Genomic DNA, 13,970 nt, shown 5'->3' with positions numbered 1-13,970 from the left:
GGGGCCTCTCTCCTGTACGGCTGCGCGGCGCTACAGGGCGGTGTGCAGGCGCAGGGTGCGTACGCCGCCGCCGGTGAGCAGTTCGATGATGCGCTCCCCGGCGGGCTTGCGGACCGAGGCGCCGCAGTCGGGGCAGGTGAAGGTGTAGAAGGTGGTGCGGCGGGTGGCGCCGATCGCCAGGCGCAGGGCGGCGGCGGCCAGTTCGAAGCGCCCGCGGCAGTCGGGGCAGGCGGCCCGGAAGCGTACGGCGGCGGGGACCGGCACGGGGACGGGACCGGTGCCGGACCGGGGCGCCGGGCGTATCCCGGTGCCGGGCAGCGCCTCCGGGCGGGCTCCGCCGACGGCCGGGAACAGGGGCGTCCGGTTCATCGTCGTCTCCCTTCCCCGGGCCTCAGACCGCGTCCTCGTAGGCGGCGAGCGCCTCGCGGGCGGCCTCGCGGGCGCTGTCGGCGAGCTCCGGCGGGGCGACGATGCGGCCGTCGCCGCCGAGCCGCAGGGCGAGCCGGCGCAGCGATGCCGGGTCGGGGGTGCGCAGGGTGATGCGCAGGCCGCCGTCGGGGAGTTCCTCGGCGCTGTCGTGCGGGTAGTACTCGGCGACCCAGCGGCCGCCGGTGCCGACCTCGATCACGACTTCCGGGTCCTCGGCCGCGGGCTGGACGAGCCCGGCGGACAGGTCGCGCAGTTCCAGCTCGGGCGGAGCGGCGGGGGCGTCGAGGAGGCGGATCTCGGCGACCCGGTCGAGCCGGAAGGTCCGGCGGGCCTCGGAGAGCCGGCACCAGCCCTCCATGTAGGTGTGGCCGACGGCGAAGAGCCGGATCGGGTCGACCTCGCGCTCGGTGAGTTCGTCGCGGGCGGGCGAGTAGTAGCGCAGCCAGAGCCGGCGGCGCTCGGAGATGGCCCGGTCGACGTCGGCGAAGACGCCGCCCTCCGCCTCGAAGGTCACCGAGAGCCGGGAGCTGGCCGCGCCGGACTCGCCTGCGGCGGTCTCCAGCTTGGCGGTGGCGCGGACGAGGGCTTCCCGGTCGCCCTCACGCAGGCCGGGCAGGGTGGCGACGGCGCGGGCGGCGACGAGCAGCGCGGTGGCCTCGTCGGCGGCGAGCCGCAGCGGTTCGGCGACGTCGTCCGGGTTGTGCCACCAGATGCGGTCGCCGTCGGTGTCGATGTCGAGGAGGTCGCCGCCGCGGAAGCTGGTGCCGCACATGGGCAGGACGTCGAGGTCGGAGATCAGCTCGTCCTCGGTGATCCCGAAGGCCCGCGCCACGTCCTGGACGTGGGCGCCGGGGCGCTCGCGCAGATACGTCACCAGGGACAGCATCCGGCGGGTCTGGTCGATCGCGTTCGTGGCCATCGTGTCGGCTCCCCTAGTCCTTGGCCACGGCTCGGAGCCGGTCCACCACATCGGCCCGCAGATCGGCGGGCTCCTCGACGACGACGTCCGGGCCGAACTCGACGAGCCAGGCGTCCAGCCCGTGTCCGTACGGGATCTCCAGCTCGTCCCAGCCGTCGCCGCGGTCCCGTACGGCGGTGGCGCGGGAGCGCAGCGGGTAGCCGGCGCCGGCGCGGAGCCTGATCCGGGCGGTGCGGGTCGCGGTCTCGCCGGCCCAGCTCTCGACGGTCTCGCGGACGGTGACCACGTCGGGCACCTCGGCGCTGAAGGCTCCGGCGCGGGAGCGGACCTTGCCGGTGATGCGGGAGAGCCGGAAGACGCGTTCGGCGCCCCGCTCGCGGTCCCAGCCGGCGAGATACCAGTGGCCGCGCCAGCATTCGAGGGTCCAGGGCTCGACCTGGCGCTGTTCGGCGCGGGCGGAGTTGGCCTTGCGGTAGTCGAAGGTGACCGGGCGGCGGTCGCGGCAGGCCAGCATGAGGGGTTCGAAGGCGGCCTCGTGGACGGGGATGCGGGGTTCGAGGGCGCTGTGGACCTCGTAGGCGTCCTCGGCCTCGGGCATTCCGGCGGCGCGCAGCTTCTGAAGGGCGCCGCTGGCGGCCCCGGCGAGGCGGGCCTGCTGCCAGACCTTGGCGGCGAGGCCGAGGGCTGCGGCTTCCTCGGCGTCCAGGGTGATGGGGGGCAGCCGGTTGCTGTCGCGGCGGGCGAGGTAGCCGGTGTCGCCGTCGAGGTTCTCGACGGTCTCGATGACGAGGCCGAGCTCGCGCAGATCGTCCTTGTCGCGCTCGAACATCCGGTTGAAGGAGTCGTCGGAGCCCGCTTCGAGGTAGGCCTCGATGGATCCGCGGAGTTCACGCTTGCTGAGGGGGCGCCGGGTCCCCAGCAGGCACAGCGCGAGATTCATCAACCGCTCGGCCTTGGCAATCGCCATCGACGCCCTTTCTCCGGTGCTCTACGACGGTCGACCGTACCGCCCCGGGGTGTGGGGATCCAAAGCCGGGCCGTCGTCCGGAGCCCGGTGGGGCCTGCCGGAGAGCACCGAGGGCCCCCGCCGTGCGGCGGGGGCCCTCCTGCGTACAGCCGGAACGGATCAGACCGAGACCAGGTCGCAGACGAAGATCAGCGTCTCGCCCGGGGCGATGGCGTTACCGGCGCCGCGGTCGCCGTACGCGAGGTGCGCCGGGATGGTCAGCTGGCGGCGGCCGCCGACCTTCATGCCCTGGACGCCCTGGTCCCAGCCGGAGATGACCTGGCCGACGCCGAGCTGGAACTGGAGCGGACGGCCGCGGTTCCAGGAGGCGTCGAACTCCTCGCCGGTGGAGAAGGCCACGCCCACGTAGTGGACCTGGACCTGGTCGCCGGCCTTGGCGACGGGGCCGTCGCCCTCCCAGATGTCCTTGATCTCCAGGTCGGCCGGCGGCTCTCCACCCGGGAAGTCGACCTCGGGCTTCTCGATGCTCACTGAACTGCTCCTAAAAGAATCTTGGGGAAAAACCCCACAAGTCTTGCACGGGTCGCCCCGTCGCTCGGACCGTACCGCGAGGTGTCTCAGACCGTGCCGAGGATGTCGACGACGAAGACCAGGTTGTTCTTGGCCAGCTGGTTGGAGGGGTCGGCTCCGTAGGCCTGGTTGGGCGGGATCGTCAGCAGGACACGGTCGCCGACGTGCTTGCCGACCAGGCCCTTGTCCCAGCCCTGGATGACGCCGCCGACGCCGATCGGGAAGGCGCTCGCGCCACCGTGGTCCCAGGAGGAGTCGAACTTCTCGCCGTCCTCCCACTTCACCCCGGTGTACTGGACGACCAGGCCCTCGCCGGCCTTGACCACGGCGCCGTCGCCCTTGATCAGGACCTGCTCCTTGAGGTCCTTCGGGGCCTTCTCGCCCTTGGGGATGGTGATGGTCGCGGCCTTCTGCGACGCGGCCTTCACCTCGGGCATCCCGGCCTCGCTCGCGGCCTGGTCGCCCTTGGCCTCGGCCTGCTTGTCGACCTTCTTGGCGTTGACGATGTCGACGACCCAGACCAGCGGGTCGCCGGGCTTGATCCCGGACTGCGGGTTCAGCTGCTGGCCGACGATCGCCTCGGCCGTGCCTTCGACCTGGACCCGGCTGCCGATCTTGTGGCCGGCCAGCGCGTCCGCGACCTTGGTCGGCAGCATCTGCCCCTGCTGGCCGACCTCCTGCACGACCTGGGCGCGGGGGGCCTTCGGGTCGGCGCCCTGCCGCTGGGCCCAGGTGGAGCCGAGCGCCTCGATGTTGCCGGCGAAGTCCAGGCGGACGATGTCGCCCTTCTTCACCTCGGCGCCGTCACCGGTCGAGACGTCGGTCGCGACGACCTCGTCGGACACCTGGGCGTCCTTGGCGATCTCGATCTTGGGCTCGGCACCGAACTTCCCGGAGACCTCGGCGACGGGCCCCGACTTCTTCGGTGCGGCGTCGTCCTTGGAATCGGAACCGCAGGCGGCGGTGATCAGCAGAGCGGGCACAGCCAGTACGGCAGCGGCACGCCGGGCAGTTTTCGTGGGGATCATCAGTCCAACTCGCGTAGGGGGCTCCGGGTACTCCCGCCACTCTACGACTTCGCCCCAGCGGCATCACCGGTACCGACACGGCTGTACGCCGGGGCTGCCTGCCCCGGCGTACACTGTGTCCCCTTTTCCCGCGAGTCCCGCTTTCCCGGGTTTCCCGCGGGCGGCCCGGTCACATGCCGGCGATCAGCTTCTCCACCCGCTCGTCCACGGACCGGAACGGGTCCTTGCACAGCACCGTGCGCTGTGCCTGGTCGTTGAGCTTGAGGTGGACCCAGTCGACGGTGAAGTCCCTCCGCTGCTCCTGGGCCCGGCGGATGAAGTCGCCGCGCAGCCGCGCCCGGGTGGTCTGCGGGGGCACCGTCTTGCCCTCGAAGATCTTCAGGTCGTTGCAGATGCGGGCCGTCTGCCCCTTCTTCTCCAGGAGGTAGAAGAGTCCTCGGCGGCGGTGGATGTCGTGGTAGGCGAGGTCTATCTGGGCGACCCGCGGGTTCGACATGGTCATGTTGTGCTTGGCCCGGTACCGCTCGATGAGCTTGTACTTCATGACCCAGTCGATCTCGGTGTCGATGCGGTCGAGGTCCTGGGCCTCGATCGCGTCCAGGGCGCGGCCCCACAGCTCCAGGACCTGGTCGACGGTGCCGGTGCGGATGCCCCGGCGCTCGACGAAGTCCACGGCCTTCTCGTAGTACTCCCGCTGGACCTCGATGGCCGAGGCCTCCCGGCCGCTGGCCAGGCGGACCTTGCGCTGTCCGGTGAGGTCGTGGCTGACCTCGCGGATCGCCCGGATCGGGTTCTCCAGGGTCAGGTCACGCATCACGGTGCCCGCCTCGATCATGCGGAGCACCAGGTCGGTGGCGCCGACCTTGAGCAGCATGGTCGTCTCGGACATGTTCGAGTCACCGACGATGACGTGGAGGCGGCGGTACCGCTCGGCGTCGGCGTGGGGTTCGTCTCGGGTGTTGATGATCGGCCGGGAGCGGGTCGTCGCGGAGCTGACGCCCTCCCAGATGTGCTCGGCGCGCTGGCTGACGCAGTAGACCGCGCCGCGCGGGGTCTGGAGCACCTTGCCGGCGCCGCAGATCAGCTGCCTGGTGACGAGGAAGGGAATGAGGATGTCCGCGAGCCGGGAGAATTCTCCGTGCCGGGCCACGAGGTAGTTCTCGTGGCAGCCGTAGGAGTTTCCCGCCGAGTCGGTGTTGTTCTTGAAGAGATAGACGTCGCCCGCGATTCCCTCCTCGTGCAGGCGGCGTTCGGCGTCGACGAGCAGGCCTTCGAGAATGCGCTCGCCGGCCTTGTCGTGGGTGACCAGTTCGGTCACGTTGTCGCATTCCGGGGTTGCGTATTCCGGATGCGATCCCACGTCGAGGTAGAGGCGGGCGCCGTTCCGCAGAAAGACGTTGCTGCTGCGGCCCCATGACACGACACGGCGGAAGAGGTAGCGCGCCACTTCGTCAGGTGACAGTCGGCGCTGTCCCCTGAACGTGCACGTGACGCCGTACTCGTTCTCCAGCCCGAAAATGCGGCGGTCCATGACTGAACATTACGCCTTATGGCCCGAGCTGAAACCGGGTTCGACGGCACCGTTTCGATCATTTTCCGATCCCGTCACGACGGCGGCCGTACGGGCGGGAGCTGCGAGGACCTTCCCGGTGGCCAGGAGGACGAGCAGGGCGGCCACTCCCCCGGCCCCCGCGACGGCGAAGCTCCAGGCGGTCGAGCCGAGTTCGACGGCCGGTCCGGCGACGGCCGTGCCGACCGCCGCGCCTACGCCGAACGTGGTGACGAGCCAGGAGAACGCCTCGGTCACCGTGCCGCGCGGGGCGTGCCGGTCGACCACGATGAAGGAGCAGGCGATGGCCGGGGCGAGGAAGACCCCGGCGAGGGCGGCGAAGACGGTCATGAGCGGCACCGAGGGGGTGAGCGTCAGCGGCAGATAGCCCAGTGCCAGCAGCCCGACGATGACCCGCAGCCGCTTCTCGGGGGCGCCGGCCCACTGCCGCGCCCCGTACGCCAGGCCGCCGATCAGCGCGCCGAGGCCGAGCGCGGCCATCAGCCAGCCGTACACCGCTTCCCGCCCGTGGTCGTCGGCGTACGCCACCCCGGCCACGGTGATGGAGCCGAGGGCGAGCCCGACGAAGAAGAACGCGCCGAGGAGCGCGAGGAGTCCGGGCGAGCGCAGGGCGCCGAGCCAGTGCGCCTCGCGGGGTGCGGAGCGCCAGGTGCGGGAGGGCTCGGACAGGACGACCGAGAGGGCGCCGAGGACGCCGATGGCGTTGATGACGAGCAGGGCGGCGGCCGGGGACCAGAGCGAGACGAGCAGCGTCACCAGGAGCGGTCCGACGGTGAACATGATCTCCTGCGCCACGGCGTCCATGGCGTAGGCCCGGTGCACCTGGCCCTCGCCCTTGAGGACGCTGGGCCACAGGGCCCGCAGACCGCCCTCCAGGGGCGGGGTGGCGACTCCGGCGACGATGACGGCGAGGTAGGCCAGCGGGAGCGAGCCGAGGCCGGCGAGGGCCAGCAGGGTCATCCCGAGGGCGGAGAGCACGGCGGCCGGGAGCTGGACGCGCGGCTGCCCGTACAGGTCGACCGCGCGGCCGAGCAGCGGCTGCCCGGCGGCGGTGGCCAGCCCGTACGCGGCGGCGAGCGCGCCGGCCAGGGTGTAGCTGCCGCCCTCCGCCCGGGTGAACAGCACGATCGCGATGTGCGCGGTGCCGTTGGGCAGCCGTCCCACCAGGGTGCCCGTCAGCAGCCGGGCGGCGTGCCGCGCCCGGAGGATGTCCAGATATCCCGCGGCCATTCCCGCCCCTCTCCGCCCCGGCCGGCCGTGCGCCCGCCGAAGTGTTACGTATAACGTCGAGGTTCATACGTACCATGTGCGCAGTTCGCGGGTCCACCCCGCGACGTTACGGAGACGTCCCGCACGGAGGCACGAGTGACCAGCGCGCAGCAGCCCGTCCCCGCCCGGCCCACCAGTCGTGACGTGGCCCGTGCGGCGGGTGTCTCCCAGGCGACGGTCTCCCTGGTGCTCGGCGGGAAGTGGCCGGGCCGGGTGTCGGAGGTCACGGCCCAGCGGGTCCGGGAGGCGGCGGCGGAGCTCGGCTACCGGCCCAATCTGGCGGCCCGCAGTCTGCGGCTCGGCCGCACCAGGACGGCGCTGCTGGTGGTGCCTGCGCTCACCAACGAGTTCTTCGCCCGGGTGTACGCCGGGGCGGCGGCGCTCGCCGCCGAGCACGACTTCGGCGTGGTGCTCTACCCCTCGCCCGACGGCACGGGCCCGGCGAGGGACCCCTTCGCCTCGGCGCGGGCGGCGCTCGACGGGGTCATCGCGTCCTCGATGGCCGCCGACGCACTGGACGCGCTGCACGGGGCGGATCTGCCGCTGGTGATGCTGGACAGCGACCCCTCGGACACCGGGCCCGCCGCCCATGTGAACCTCGACATCGCGGACGGGATGCGGCAGGTGACAGGCCATCTGCTGGGGCTCGGCCACCGCCGCTTCCTGCATCTGGCGTCCGCCGTGGACACCTGGACGTTCGCGGTGCGCGCCGAGGCGCTGCACGACGCGCTGGGCGCTGCGGAAGACGCGACGGTGCGTACGGTACGGGCCCCGCTGGACGTGGGGGCGGGGCGCGAGGCGGTCGAGCGGGCTCTGGCGGTCCCCGGGAAGCGGCCCACCGCGATCGTCTGCGACGACGACATCCTGGCCGCCGGGGCCTGCAAGGCGGCGCGCAGGCTCGGGCTGCGGGTGCCGGACGAGCTGTCGGTGACCGGGTTCGACGATCTGGCGCTGGCCACCGCGCTGGAGCCCGAGCTGACCACGGTGCGGCTGCCGGCGGAGCAGGTCGGGGAACGGGGCATGGAGGCGCTGCTCGCCGTGCTGGACGGCCGCCCCGCCGAGCAGGACGGTCTGCCGGTCGGGCTCGTCGTACGCGGCTCCACGGCGCCGCCGCCCGCCGCCCGGGCATGACGGTGCCCCCGGGCCGGGGCCCGGGGGCATGTCGAGCGCCGCTCGGCTACTTGTCGGTCTCCTCCGTGGAGCCCGACGCGCTGCCGTTGTCCGTACCGGTGGCGTCGTCGTCCTCGGCGTCGGACGGGGCGTCCGTGGGCGTGCTGGCCGCCGCTTCCGTCTCCAGCAGCCGGGCCAGCTGACGGCCGACGATCCGCTTGAACTTGCGCTGCTGGGGGCGGGTGCGGTCCAGGACCGCGACCTCCAGGCGCTCCGCGGGGATCTCCCGCTCGCCGCCGCCCGGCTCCCGCGAGAGGGCCTGGACCGCCAGCTTGAGCGCCTCGGCCAGCGTCATGCCGTCGCGGTGCCGCTGGTCGAGGAAGCCGCTGATCTGTTCGGAGTTGCCGCCGACCGCGACCGAGCCGTGCTCGTCCACGATCGAACCGTCGTGCGGCAGCCGGTAGATCTGGTCGCCCTCGGGTTCGCTGCCGACCTCGGCGACCACCAGCTCCACCTCGTACGGCTTCTCGGCCGCGCTGGAGAAGATGGTGCCGAGCGTCTGGGCGTAGACGTTGGCCAGCCCACGGGCCGTCACATCGTCCCGGTCGTAGGTGTATCCGCGCAGATCGGCGTAGCGCACACCGCCGATGCGGAGGTTCTCGTACTCGTTGTACTTGCCGGCGGCGGCGAAGCCGATCCGGTCGTAGATCTCGCTGAACTTGTGGAGCGCGCGGGACGGGTTCTCGCCGACGAACACAATGCCGTCGGCGTACTGGAGCACAACGAGGCTGCGACCACGGGCGATGCCCTTGCGGGCGTATTCCGCCCGGTCGGCCATGGCCTGCTGGGGTGAGACATAGAACGGCGTCGACACCGGCTATCCGTCCCTTCCTGTCAGTGACGAGTGCATCGGAAAAAGGCTCGGAGTCCGGATCAGAGCAGCGCGGCGCGCGGGCCGTCGGGCTGCTCGAGTCGGCGTTCCAGGATGGAGCGCGCGATCTCGGAGGACTCCTGGTCGGTCAGCCTCCGGAAGCCTTCGTCGGTGATGACGGTGACGATCGGATAGATACGGCGGGCCACGTCCGGGCCGCCGGTCGCCGAGTCGTCGTCCGCCGCGTCGTACAGCGCCTGCACGACCAGGGTGAGGGCCTGTTCCTGCGTCAGGTCCTCGCGGTAGAGCTTCTTCATCGAGCCGCGGGCGAAGATCGACCCGGAGCCGGTGGCGGCGTAGCCGTTCTCCTCGGTGCGGCCGCCGGTGACGTCGTAGGAGAAGATGCGGCCCTTCTCGCGGTCGACGTCGTACCCCGCGAAGAGGGGAACCACGGCGAGGCCCTGCATGGCCATGGCGAGGTTGGAGCGGATCATGGTGGAGAGCCGGTTGGCCTTGCCCTCCAGGGAGAGCTGGGCGCCCTCGACCTTCTCGAAGTGCTCCAGCTCCAGCTGGAACAGCTTGACCATCTCCACGGCCAGTCCGGCGGTGCCCGCGATGCCCACCGCGGAGTACTCGTCGGCCGGGAAGACCTTCTGCATGTCGCGCGTCGCGATCATGTTGCCCATGGTGGCGCGCCGGTCACCGGCCAGGACCACGCCGCCGGGGAAGGACGCCGAGACGATGGTCGTCCCGTGCGGCGCCTCGATGGCCCCCTGGAGCGGCGGCAGGCTCCGGTTGCCCGGAAGCATCTCGGGCGACTGGTCGGACAGGAAGTCCATGAACGAGGACGATCCCGGCGTCAGGAAGGCAGCTGGTAGACGCCCGGTGCTACGAGTGTTGGCTTCCACGCGTTTCCCTCCAGGTATGCGATGGCCCTGCGCAAGAGAGTCAGGATCATCCCCCAACTTGCCGATGGCCGGATTGCAGTTGAAGCAGCTTGTGCCACGGACCCTACCCGCCCCGCGGGAGTGATCCACATGTTCGGCGGGGATATCCGCGCCGATCCGGCGGCCCGTCGGCCGGGCCCCGTTCGGCGGGCGGGGTGACGGCCCGCGCCGTCACCCCGCTTCCTACCGATTCCTACCGAGCGTTCACACCCGTGAACTACTCTCCGCCCTTCTGGACGAATGACCTCACGAAGTCCTCGGCGTTCTCTTCGAGCACGTCGTCGATCTCGTCCAGCACCGAGTCGACGTCGTCGCTCAGCTTCTCCTGTCGCTCCGCAAGGTCCTCGGACGCCTGCGCGTCCTGCGCCTGCTCCTCGACCTCCTCGGTGGAACGTGTCGCCTTCTGCTGTCCGCCGCCGGTGTCCTTGGTCGCCATGTAGCTCACCCCGCTCGGTTCGAAGCAATCGAAGCTCTTGATCAGACCCTACCCACCGGGTCCGACATTTGGCCCGGTAGTTGATGCAAGCCCGTGCCTCAGGTGATTGATTCCCAGCCCGGAGGCCTTTCAGCCGCCCGACAGCGTCCGGACCAGCTCCTCCGCCGTACGGCAGCGGTCGAGCAGATCCTTCACGTGCTCCTTGGTCCCGCGCAGCGGCTCCAGGGTGGGCACGCGCTGGAGGGAGTCACGGTCGGGCAGGTCGAAGATCACCGAGTCCCAGGAGGCCGCCGCCACGTCGTCGGCGTACTGCTCCAGGCAGCGGCCGCGGAAGTAGGCCCTGGTGTCCTCCGGGGGCGCCGTACGGGCCCTGGTGACGTCGTCCTCGTTCAGGAGGCGCTTCATCTTCCCGCGCGCCACCAGACGGTTGTAGAGGCCCTTGTCGGGCCGTACGTCCGCGTACTGGAGGTCGACCAGATGCAGCCGGGGGGCGTCCCAGTCCAGCGCGTCGCGGCGGCGGTAGCCCTCCATGAGCTCCCGCTTGGTGATCCAGTCCAGCTCGCCCGACAGGCTCATCGGATCGGTCTCCAGCCGGTTGAGGGTGTCCTCCCAGCGGGTCAGGATGTCCTTGGTCTGCTCGTCGGCGTCGGCGCCGTACCGCTCGTCGACGTATTTGCGGGCCAGTTCGAAGTACTCCATCTGGAGCTGGACCGCGGTGAGTGTCCGGCCGCTGCGGAGCGTGATCAGCTGCCGCAGATCCGGGTCGTGGGAGACCTGGTGCAGGGTGCGCACGGGCTGGTCGACCGCCAGGTCGACGTTGATGAAGGCGTCCTCGATCATCGACAGCACCAGGGACGTGGTGCCGAGCTTGAGATAGGTGGAGATCTCCGAGAGGTTGGCGTCGCCGATGATCACATGGAGCCGGCGGTACTTCTCGGCGTCGGAGTGGGGCTCGTCCCGGGTGTTGATGATGGGGCGCTTGAGCGTGGTCTCCAGGCCGACCTCGACCTCGAAGTAGTCCGCGCGCTGGCTGATCTGGAAGCCGTGCTCGTGGCCGTCCTGGCCAATGCCGACCCGGCCCGCGCCCGTGACGACCTGGCGCGAGACGAAGAACGGCGTCAGATGGCGCACGATGTCCGAGAACGGCGTCTCCCGCTGCATGAGGTAGTTCTCGTGCGTGCCGTAGGAGGCGCCCTTGTTGTCGGTGTTGTTCTTGTAGAGGTGGATCGGCTGGGCGCCGGGGATGGCGGCCGCCCGCTCGGCGGCCTCCGCCATGATCCGTTCGCCGGCCTTGTCCCAGAGCACCGCGTCGCGGGGATTGGTGATCTCCGGGGAGCTGTATTCGGGGTGCGCGTGGTCGACGTAGAGCCGGGCGCCGTTGGTGAGGATGACATTGGCCAGGCCGATGTCCTCGTCGGTGAGCTGGCTGGAGTCGGCGGTCTCACGGGCGAGATCGAAGCCTCGCGCGTCACGCAGCGGGTTCTCCTCCTCGAAGTCCCAGCGGGCACGTCGCGCCCGGTGCATCGCCGCCGCGTAGGCGTTGACGATCTGGGACGAGGTGAGCATGGCATTGGCGTTGGGGTGACCGGGGACGGAGATCCCGTACTCCGTCTCGATGCCCATTACTCGCCGTACGGTCATGCGGCCCTCCTTGCCCGGCGTCGGCCCCTCCCGGAGCGACGCTCACGTACCGCTGCTGTGTCCGGTGCGTCGGTGCGGTGCCCGTCACCGCACTGCGCGACTCGGCGGTACCGCAGAGCCTAGAGCGCCTCTGCGCCGGTGGGGAGATCAATTACGACTTTGGCTCCGGCATGGCCGGAACGTGGGAATGAGACCGGCTGCGGAGGCCCCTGGGGCCTTCCGCAGCCGGTCCGGGTATTACAGGTACTGGCCGGTATTGGCCACCGTGTCGATGGAGCGTCCGGTGTCCGCGCCCTGCTTTCCGGTGACGAGTGTGCGGATGAAGACGATCCGCTCACCCTTCTTACCGGAAATCCTGGCCCAGTCGTCCGGGTTGGTGGTGTTCGGCAGGTCCTCGTTCTCCTTGAACTCGTCCACGCAGGCCTGTAGGAGATGAGCGACCCGCAGCCCCTTCTGGCCCTGTTCCAGGAATGCCTTGATGGCCATTTTCTTTGCCCGGTCGACGATGTTCTGAATCATCGCGCCGGAGTTGAAGTCCTTGAAGTACAGGACTTCCTTGTCGCCGTTGGCGTACGTCACCTCGAGGAAGCGGTTTTCCTCGGACTCCGTGTACATCCGCTCCACGACCGACTGGATCATGGCGTGGGCGGCGGCCTCGCGCGAGCCGGTGTGCTCGGAGAGGTCGTCCGCGTGCAGCGGGAGCGACGGGGTCAGGTACTTCGCGAAGATGTCCTTCGCCGCCTCGGCGTCCGGACGCTCGATCTTGATCTTCACATCGAGCCGGCCGGGCCGCAGGATGGCGGGGTCGATCATGTCCTCGCGGTTGGAGGCGCCGATGACGATGACGTTCTCCAGGCCCTCCACCCCGTCGATCTCGGCGAGCAGCTGCGGGACGATGGTGTTCTCCACGTCCGAGCTGACGCCGCTGCCGCGGGTGCGGAAGAGGGACTCCATCTCGTCGAAGAAGACGATGACGGGGGTGCCCTCGCTCGCCTTCTCCCGCGCACGCTGGAAGACCAGGCGGATGTGCCGCTCGGTCTCGCCGACGTACTTGTTGAGCAGCTCGGGGCCCTTGATATTGAGGAAGTAGCTCTTCCCCGCGGGCTGCCCGGTCACCTCGGCGACCTTCTTGGCGAGCGAATTGGCGACGGCCTTGGCGATGAGCGTCTTGCCGCAGCCGGGCGGGCCGTAGAGCAGGATGCCCTTCGGCGGGCGCAGCTCGTGTTCCTTGAAGAGGTCGGGGTGCAGATACGGAAGCTCGACCGCGTCGCGGATCAGCTCGATCTGGTCGCCCAGGCCGCCGATCTTGTCGTAGTCGATGTCCGGGACCTCTTCGAGGACGAGCTCCTCGACCTCGCTCTTGGGGACCACCTCGTAGACGTAACCCGACCTGGAGTCCAGGAGCAGGGCGTCGCCGGAGCGGATGGTGATGTCCAGCAGCGGCTCGGCGAGCCGCACCACCCTCTCCTCGTCGGTGTGCCCGACCACCAGGGCGCGCTCGCCGTCCTCAAGGATCTCCTTGAGGGTGACGATGTCCCCGGCGCGCTCGAACTCCATGGCCTCGACCACGTTGAGCGCTTCGTTGAGCATGACCTCCTGGCCACGCCGCAGGTCTTCGAGCTCGACGCTGGGGCTGACGTTCACCCGGAGCTTGCGGCCCCCGGTGAAGATGTCGCAGGTGCCGTCCTCGTTGGCCTGAAGGAAGACGCCGAAGCCGGCCGGCGGCTGCGCGAGCCGGTCGACCTCTTCCTTGAGGGCCACGATCTGGTCACGCGCCTCACGGAGCGTGTTGGCGAGCCGCTCGTTCTGGGCGGACACGCCTGCCAGATTCGTCTGCAACTCGACGATCCGCTCTTCGAGAATCCTCGTATGACGCGGAGAGTCGGCGAGCTTACGTCGCAGGACGGCGATTTCCTGCTCGAGATAGGCAACCTGGCCGGCTGGGTCCTCGGACCCGCGCGCGGGCCGGATGCCGCGGTTGATGTCGTCGTCGTGGGCTGCCACGGTCCTCACCTCCTCCATGGGGAGCTGGACGCTTCCTGACCCTACCTGGGTGGGTGGTGATTGAAACCCCTAGATCACAAAGACTGCGGGGCGTGTCCGATCTTCACCCTTGCGCTCTCCCTCACGTCAAGGGAATACCCACCCTTCGGCACCGGAAAGCCGCCGGTTGTATCGTCGAACCGTTCAACACCCGTCAGGGCTGGCTCCAA

General features: G+C 70.1%; 13 protein-coding genes and 1 pseudogene. 1 reads left to right on the top strand and 13 read right to left on the bottom strand.

Annotated elements, in window-relative coordinates:
* Nucleotides 1–30: 30 nt before the first annotated feature.
* The 7 genes from A3Q37_RS14535 to A3Q37_RS14505 all read right to left on the bottom strand — a co-directional run bounded on the left by A3Q37_RS14535 (nt 31) and on the right by A3Q37_RS14505 (nt 6,713).
* The gene (locus A3Q37_RS14535) at nt 31–369 is read right to left on the bottom strand and encodes a hypothetical protein (RefSeq protein ID WP_255311813.1); all 339 of its coding nucleotides are present in this window, start codon (nt 367–369) and stop codon (nt 31–33) included.
* Nucleotides 370–391: 22 nt separating this feature from the next.
* On the bottom strand, nt 392–1,348 hold the full coding sequence (locus A3Q37_RS14530) for a YafY family protein (protein WP_065483800.1): 957 nt from the start codon (nt 1,346–1,348) through the stop codon (nt 392–394).
* Nucleotides 1,349–1,361: 13 nt separating this feature from the next.
* The gene (locus A3Q37_RS14525) at nt 1,362–2,315 is read right to left on the bottom strand and encodes a YafY family protein (RefSeq protein WP_006123370.1); all 954 of its coding nucleotides are present in this window, start codon (nt 2,313–2,315) and stop codon (nt 1,362–1,364) included.
* A 159-nt stretch (nt 2,316–2,474) separates the two neighbouring features.
* The gene (locus A3Q37_RS14520) at nt 2,475–2,846 is read right to left on the bottom strand and encodes an FKBP-type peptidyl-prolyl cis-trans isomerase (protein ID WP_065483797.1); all 372 of its coding nucleotides are present in this window, start codon (nt 2,844–2,846) and stop codon (nt 2,475–2,477) included.
* An 86-nt stretch (nt 2,847–2,932) separates the two neighbouring features.
* Nucleotides 2,933–3,913 (bottom strand): FKBP-type peptidyl-prolyl cis-trans isomerase, encoded by a 981-nt coding sequence (locus tag A3Q37_RS14515; RefSeq protein WP_065483794.1) that lies wholly within the window; start codon nt 3,911–3,913, stop codon nt 2,933–2,935.
* Nucleotides 3,914–4,082: 169 nt separating this feature from the next.
* Entirely contained in the window at nt 4,083–5,444 is a 1,362-nt protein-coding gene (pafA, locus tag A3Q37_RS14510; protein ID WP_006123373.1) for a Pup--protein ligase, read from the bottom strand.
* A gap of 9 nt (nt 5,445–5,453) precedes the next feature.
* On the bottom strand, nt 5,454–6,713 hold the full coding sequence (locus A3Q37_RS14505; RefSeq protein WP_065483790.1) for an MFS transporter: 1,260 nt from the start codon (nt 6,711–6,713) through the stop codon (nt 5,454–5,456).
* 135 nt (nt 6,714–6,848) lie between these two features.
* On the opposite strand from A3Q37_RS14505, the gene A3Q37_RS14500 reads away from it, so the two are divergent.
* On the top strand, nt 6,849–7,883 hold the full coding sequence (locus A3Q37_RS14500) for a LacI family DNA-binding transcriptional regulator (RefSeq protein ID WP_065483786.1): 1,035 nt from the start codon (nt 6,849–6,851) through the stop codon (nt 7,881–7,883).
* A 46-nt stretch (nt 7,884–7,929) separates the two neighbouring features.
* Here the strand turns inward: A3Q37_RS14500 and prcA are convergent, their stop codons facing one another.
* The 6 genes and pseudogenes from prcA to arc form a co-directional block, all read right to left on the bottom strand.
* The gene (gene prcA / locus A3Q37_RS14495) at nt 7,930–8,736 is read right to left on the bottom strand and encodes a proteasome subunit alpha (protein ID WP_065483783.1); all 807 of its coding nucleotides are present in this window, start codon (nt 8,734–8,736) and stop codon (nt 7,930–7,932) included.
* 59 nt (nt 8,737–8,795) lie between these two features.
* Nucleotides 8,796–9,641 carry a proteasome subunit beta gene (gene prcB, locus A3Q37_RS14490; protein ID WP_065483780.1) on the bottom strand — a complete coding sequence of 282 codons (846 nt, stop codon included), beginning with the start codon at nt 9,639–9,641 and terminating at the stop codon, nt 8,796–8,798.
* Nucleotides 9,593–9,782: pseudogene (locus A3Q37_RS35680) on the bottom strand (endonuclease domain-containing protein); the annotation flags it as partial. The gene prcB and the pseudogene A3Q37_RS35680, both read right to left, overlap by 49 nt.
* 115 nt (nt 9,783–9,897) lie before the next feature.
* Nucleotides 9,898–10,116 carry a ubiquitin-like protein Pup gene (locus tag A3Q37_RS14485; protein ID WP_010057120.1) on the bottom strand — a complete coding sequence of 73 codons (219 nt, stop codon included), beginning with the start codon at nt 10,114–10,116 and terminating at the stop codon, nt 9,898–9,900.
* 129 nt (nt 10,117–10,245) lie between these two features.
* Nucleotides 10,246–11,757, bottom strand: coding sequence for a depupylase/deamidase Dop (gene dop, locus A3Q37_RS14480; protein WP_065483775.1), 1,512 nt, complete (start codon nt 11,755–11,757; stop codon nt 10,246–10,248).
* Nucleotides 11,758–11,994: 237 nt separating this feature from the next.
* The gene (gene arc / locus A3Q37_RS14475) at nt 11,995–13,761 is read right to left on the bottom strand and encodes a proteasome ATPase (protein ID WP_006123382.1); all 1,767 of its coding nucleotides are present in this window, start codon (nt 13,759–13,761) and stop codon (nt 11,995–11,997) included.
* Nucleotides 13,762–13,970 lie beyond the last annotated feature (209 nt).

Origin of the sequence: Streptomyces sp. PTY087I2 (assembly GCF_001687325.1) — a bacterium.
Taxonomy (GTDB): Bacteria; Actinomycetota; Actinomycetes; order Streptomycetales; family Streptomycetaceae; genus Streptomyces.
This window is presented reverse-complemented; position numbering and strand designations above follow the sequence as displayed.